This is a genomic window from Butyricicoccus sp. (genome assembly GCF_050872565.1).
In the GTDB taxonomy this organism is placed as follows: Bacteria; Bacillota; Clostridia; order Oscillospirales; family Butyricicoccaceae; genus Butyricicoccus_A.
Genome location: NZ_JBNMHC010000176.1, coordinates 1 through 4,627, shown reverse-complemented (window position 1 = coordinate 4,627; position 4,627 = coordinate 1). Strand labels below are relative to the sequence as shown.

At 53.4% G+C, this 4,627-nt stretch carries 5 protein-coding genes; 2 read left to right on the top strand and 3 right to left on the bottom strand.

Translation table 11 applies throughout. From position 1 onward, the window contains the following. Positions 1-514 (top strand): S-layer homology domain-containing protein (locus ACR0P9_RS07965; RefSeq protein WP_432619000.1); only part of this gene is annotated, 514 nt, incomplete at its 5' end. Between the two features lie 48 nt (positions 515-562). On the opposite strand, the gene ACR0P9_RS07960 is transcribed toward ACR0P9_RS07965, so the two are convergent. Genes ACR0P9_RS07960 through proB form a run of 3 tightly spaced genes read right to left on the bottom strand, consistent with a single transcriptional unit; the run spans position 563 to position 3,254 of the window. Further along, entirely contained in the window at positions 563-1,165 is a 603-nt protein-coding gene (locus ACR0P9_RS07960; protein WP_432618998.1) for a CYTH domain-containing protein, read from the bottom strand. A gap of 28 nt (positions 1,166-1,193) precedes the next feature. Next, positions 1,194-2,441, bottom strand: coding sequence for a glutamate-5-semialdehyde dehydrogenase (locus tag ACR0P9_RS07955; protein WP_432618996.1), 1,248 nt, complete (start codon positions 2,439-2,441; stop codon positions 1,194-1,196). A gap of 6 nt (positions 2,442-2,447) precedes the next feature. Continuing rightward, a complete protein-coding gene (gene proB, locus ACR0P9_RS07950; RefSeq protein ID WP_432618994.1) occupies positions 2,448-3,254 on the bottom strand; it encodes a glutamate 5-kinase in 807 nt (268 codons plus the stop codon). Between the two features lie 292 nt (positions 3,255-3,546). Between proB and ACR0P9_RS07945 the strand changes: the two genes are divergently transcribed. After that, positions 3,547-4,627, top strand: a 1,081-nt coding sequence (locus tag ACR0P9_RS07945; protein WP_432618992.1) for a hypothetical protein, incomplete at its 3' end; no start/stop codon positions are given.

Below are 4,627 nucleotides of genomic sequence, written 5' to 3'. Positions count from 1 at the left end.
TTATGTAGAATACATCTACGCACACCGCATGATGAACGGCATGAGCGAGAATACGTTTGAACCGTATACAACCTTGTCGCGCGCGATGGTTGCACAGATTCTGTATGCGCAGGCGGGAAGCCCGAGCGTATCCGGCGAACAGGCGTTTCGTGATGTGGAGCCGGGCAAATGGTATTACAATGCCGTGCAGTGGGTAAAACAGCAGGGCATTGTTGGCGGCGTTGGCGATGGTAAATTTGCTCCAAATGATAAGGTGACCAGAGAGCAGCTGGCAGTGATGCTGTATGCGGCACAGGGACGACCGGAAGTGTATGGAGCAGATTTGCACGCTTATGCAGATACAGATCAAGTTTCAAGCTGGGCGAAACAGGCTGTATTGTGGTGCGTCGATCGGAACATCATCAGTGGCTCAAAATCGAATGGAAAGCTTTACATTAATCCACAGGGCAAAGCAACCCGTGCGGAAGCGGCAACGATGCTGACAAAGTACGACCGGAATTGCCGGACATATTGAGAAAAAGAACAAAAAAATCCCGCAGAATGATTTCTGCGGGATTTTTCATTATAATCTCATCATTCGTGCGAGCTTAGACAGCGGCTGCGGTTCCAATTGGAACTTGCGCTGCAGCGTGATTGCCAGCTCATCGAAATCAAAATCGCTGCCGCCCTTATACTCTAGCTCCATCTCGCAGATGGTGCCGATGCGGGTCAAATGCGTCATGCGTCCATAGTCAAACGACAACTCGCAGGTACAGCCCTTATATTCCAGCTGAGAAGCAAATCGCGTGAACATCGTGCGTCCCTGTTCGATCAGATTGACCTGCATGAGTTGGTCGCAAAAATCCTGCGGAGCACCGACAGACGGCAGTTTTTGAATGCCGGAGCGAATGTCATCGGCGCAGACTTCGTATTCTTCCCGCGCCTTGCAGGCACCGTCAAAGGCACTACTGGCAGCCAGCTTGAGACAAACCACTTTGTCTTTGTTTTCGCGGCGCAGGCGCAGACCGCCATGTGCCTTGGACACCAGACCGTCTGCCGTGTCATAGTAGGCGGCTTCCATTTCCAGACGGATTTCCTCTGTCACCAGAGGCTTGACAAAGTCGCTGTCTGCGATTTTGTCGAAATCTTCCGGCTGTTTGATATTCCACTTAAATTCGCGCTCCATGTGCTTGCATCCTTTCTGTGTGGTTGGTTCAGCGAATCTGACCCTCTCCGTAAATAATATACTTGCTGGAAGTCAGCTCCTTGAGACCCATCGGGCCGCGTGCGTGCAGCTTTTGCGTAGAGATACCGATTTCTGCACCAAAGCCAAATTCTCCGCCGTCAGTAAAGCGGGTGGACGCGTTGACATAGACAGCAGCGGCATCGACACGATCCAGAAAACGCTGGGCATGGAAATAATCATGGGTGACAATTGCTTCCGAATGTCCGGTGTTGTAGTGGTTGATGTGGTCAATGGCGGCGTCTGTCGAGCCGACGACCTTGCAGGAAATCTCATAATTGAGATATTCTGTGCCGTAATCCTCATCGGTTGCCGGAATAACATCCGAGCCGAGAATCGCGCAGGTCTCCGTACAGCCGTGCCAGATGACATGGTGCTTGTCCAATCTCTGCTTGGCAAGCGGCAGGAACTGTTCGGCAATTTCACGGTGTACAAGCAGGCTCTCAGCGGCGTTGCACACGGAAATTCGTTGGCATTTGGCGTTTTCCAAAATGTCCAGTGCCATAGAAAAATCTGCACTGGCATCAACGTAGATATGGCAGTTGCCCACACCGGTTTCAATGACCGGAACCGTTGCCGTTTTGACAACCGCTTGAATCAGACGGGCAGAGCCGCGCGGAATGAGCACATCAATCAGACCGTTTGCCTGCATCATGACATTGGCACCCTCGTGTGTGGTGTCTTCAATCAGATTTAAAATGTCTGGTGATAAGCCGCAGGAAGCGATGGCGTCACGCATGATGCCCATCAGACACTGATTGGAATGAAAGGCCTCTTTGCCGCCGCGCAGCACGCAGGCGGAACCGGCTTTGAAGCACAAAGCGGCAGCATCTACCGTGACATTCGGACGGGCTTCGTAAATGATGCCGATGACACCCATTGGCACGCGCTTTTTGCCGATTTTTAAGCCATTTGGTGTCACTTTCATCTCGGTCACTTCACCGATAGGATCGGGAAGAGCGGCAACCTGACGGCAACCGTCAGCCACGCCGTCGATGCGGTCGTTGCCCAGCGTCAAGCGGTCAATCAGACCTTCGTTTAAGCCGTTTTTTCTGCCGGTATCAATATCCAGCTGATTGGCGGCGAGAATGTCTGCGCGATGTGCCTGCAAGGCATCTGCGATGGCGAGCAGTGCACGATTCTTTTCTTTGGTTCCCAGTGTGCCGATTTCCTGCTTGACGGCAGCGGCACGCTTGCAGGTGTCTAATACCGTGTTCATAGTGCTTCAGCTCCTTGCAGAATCATAGTTCGGCGGCAGAAACAGGGTGCCTGCGAGGCGGCCGTCTGCCAATTCATAGAGAATTTCCGGTTTTGCGCCGTTGACGACAAACATCGGAATGTTCTTTTCGTTGCACAGCTCGGCGGCGTGCAGCTTGGTAATCATGCCGCCGGTACCGTTTGCCGTGCCTGCGCCGCCTGCGATGGCACGCAGCTCATCGTTGATTTCGTGGACGACAGGAATCAGACGCGCTTCCGGATTTTCACGTGGATTGTCATCGAACAGACCGTCCATATCCGTAAAGATCACGAGCAAGTCGGCATCCGAAACGCGCGAAACAACAGCGGCAAGGCTGTCGTTGTCGCCGAACTCAATTTCTTCTACGGCAACCGTGTCGTTTTCGTTGACAATCGGCAGGGAATTGGTCTCCAGCAGAGCATCAAAGGTATTGTGTACATTGCGGCGGCGGGTCTCATCTTCGGTGTCCTCTGTGGTGAGCAAAATCTGCGCCGTGTTGATGCCGTATTCGGCAAAGATTTTATCATAGACGTGCATCAGCTCGCACTGGCCGACAGCGGCAGCTGCCTGCTTCATGCGCAGCTCTTTTGGTCGTTCCGGCAGGCGCATTTTGGACGCGCCGACAGCGATGGCACCGGATGATACGAGCACCATCTCATAGCCGCGATTGTGCAAGTCTGCAATGCAGCGCACGAGGCGTTCAATGCCGCGAATATTCAGCTTGCCGGTCGGGTAAGTGAGCGTAGAAGTACCTACTTTTACCACGATGCGGCGCACCTGACTCAGGTTCATCATAATGGGGAAATCTCCTTTGCAGTGGTACGGTTTTGCTATACTGTTTTTTCATTTTATCACGAAATGCCGCCGGATACAATTTCCAGTCGTGTGAATTTTCTGTGCAGGATGCACACGGCAGGAAGATGTTTGCAGAGGAAAAGGAATTTTTGCGCAAAAATACACGCAGAGGCCCAACAAACTGTTAACAAACCCGAACGGTCTGTGCTATAATACTACCATATGAAGAAAATCGCTCGCGGGATATAGAGTAAGATCCGTGAGAGCAGATAATTGGAGGCAAGGGATTCCTATGAAAAATAGAGTCGAGGTCGTCATTGCCGGCAACCGGTTCACCATGACCGGCGAGCAGGATGAAGAATATATGACCAAGATCGCAGCACTCGTAGACAGTCGCGTGTGCAAGATCAAAGAGAGCGGTGCCAATATGATGCAGGCGGTTTTGCTGACGGCTTGTGATATTGCGGACAACTATGTACAGGCAGTGAAGGGCTCGGAAAATCTGCGCACGCAGATCTCCAAGTATCTGGAGGAGAACAAATCCCTGTCTCGTGACATCGCAGATATGGAACGAGCGATGCAGGAAAAGGACAAGGAAATGACCGAGGTCAACCAGTATAAAGCACGCATTGCAGAGCTGGAACAGACGGTGAAGCAGTTGCAGGGCGCAGCAGCACAGGGTGATGTGTATCAGGCACGCGTTACCGAGCTGGAAGGCGCGCTGGAAAAGACCAAGGAACAGGCTGCATCGGCGAGCACCGAGGCAGAGAATCACAGTAAGCGCGTCACAGAGCTGTCCGCTGCATTGGAGACAACCAAGACGCAGCTGGAAGAAGCGCAGGCAGCGGCAGAGACCAATGGCAAGCGTGCGGCTGAATTGGAGAGCCAGCTGCACGACGCACTGGAGCAGGTAGAGACCAGCAACAGCGGGGCAGAAGAAAACAGCCGCCGCATTTCTGCGCTGAAGCAGGAGCTGGAGGAGACCACCCAGCTGATGCAGGAAGCCAGCGATGAGACAGAGATGTACAAAAAGCGGGTAGAAGAGCAGTCTACGGAGCTGGAAGAGACACGCAAGCAGCTGCAGCGCGTGACAGTTGACGCGGCAACCAGCAGCAAGCGTGCTTCCGAGCTGGAGCAGAAGCTGGGGGAGACCCAGCAGCGCGTACAGAGTGCCAGCAAGGATGCGCAGACCCACAGCCGCCGTGCCATTGAGCTGGAACAGAAGCTGAATAAGACCAAGCAGCTGATGCAGAGCGCAAGCGGCGATGCGGCAACGCACAGCCGTCGTGCCGCAGAACTGGCTGCCAAGCTGGAAGAGACCAAGAAGCAGGTACAGCAGGCCAATGCAGCGGCAGAGACCAGCGGTAAGCGCG

Bases quoted from the DNA above. Each gene is read 5' to 3' on its own strand.
- ACR0P9_RS07960 (WP_432618998.1), bottom strand. From the start codon at position 1,165: ATGGAGCGCGAATTTAAGTGGAATATCAAACAGCCGGAAGATTTCGAC.
- ACR0P9_RS07955 (WP_432618996.1), bottom strand. From the start codon at position 2,441: ATGAACACGGTATTAGACACCTGCAAGCGTGCCGCTGCCGTCAAGCAG.
- proB (WP_432618994.1), bottom strand. From the start codon at position 3,254: ATGATGAACCTGAGTCAGGTGCGCCGCATCGTGGTAAAAGTAGGTACT.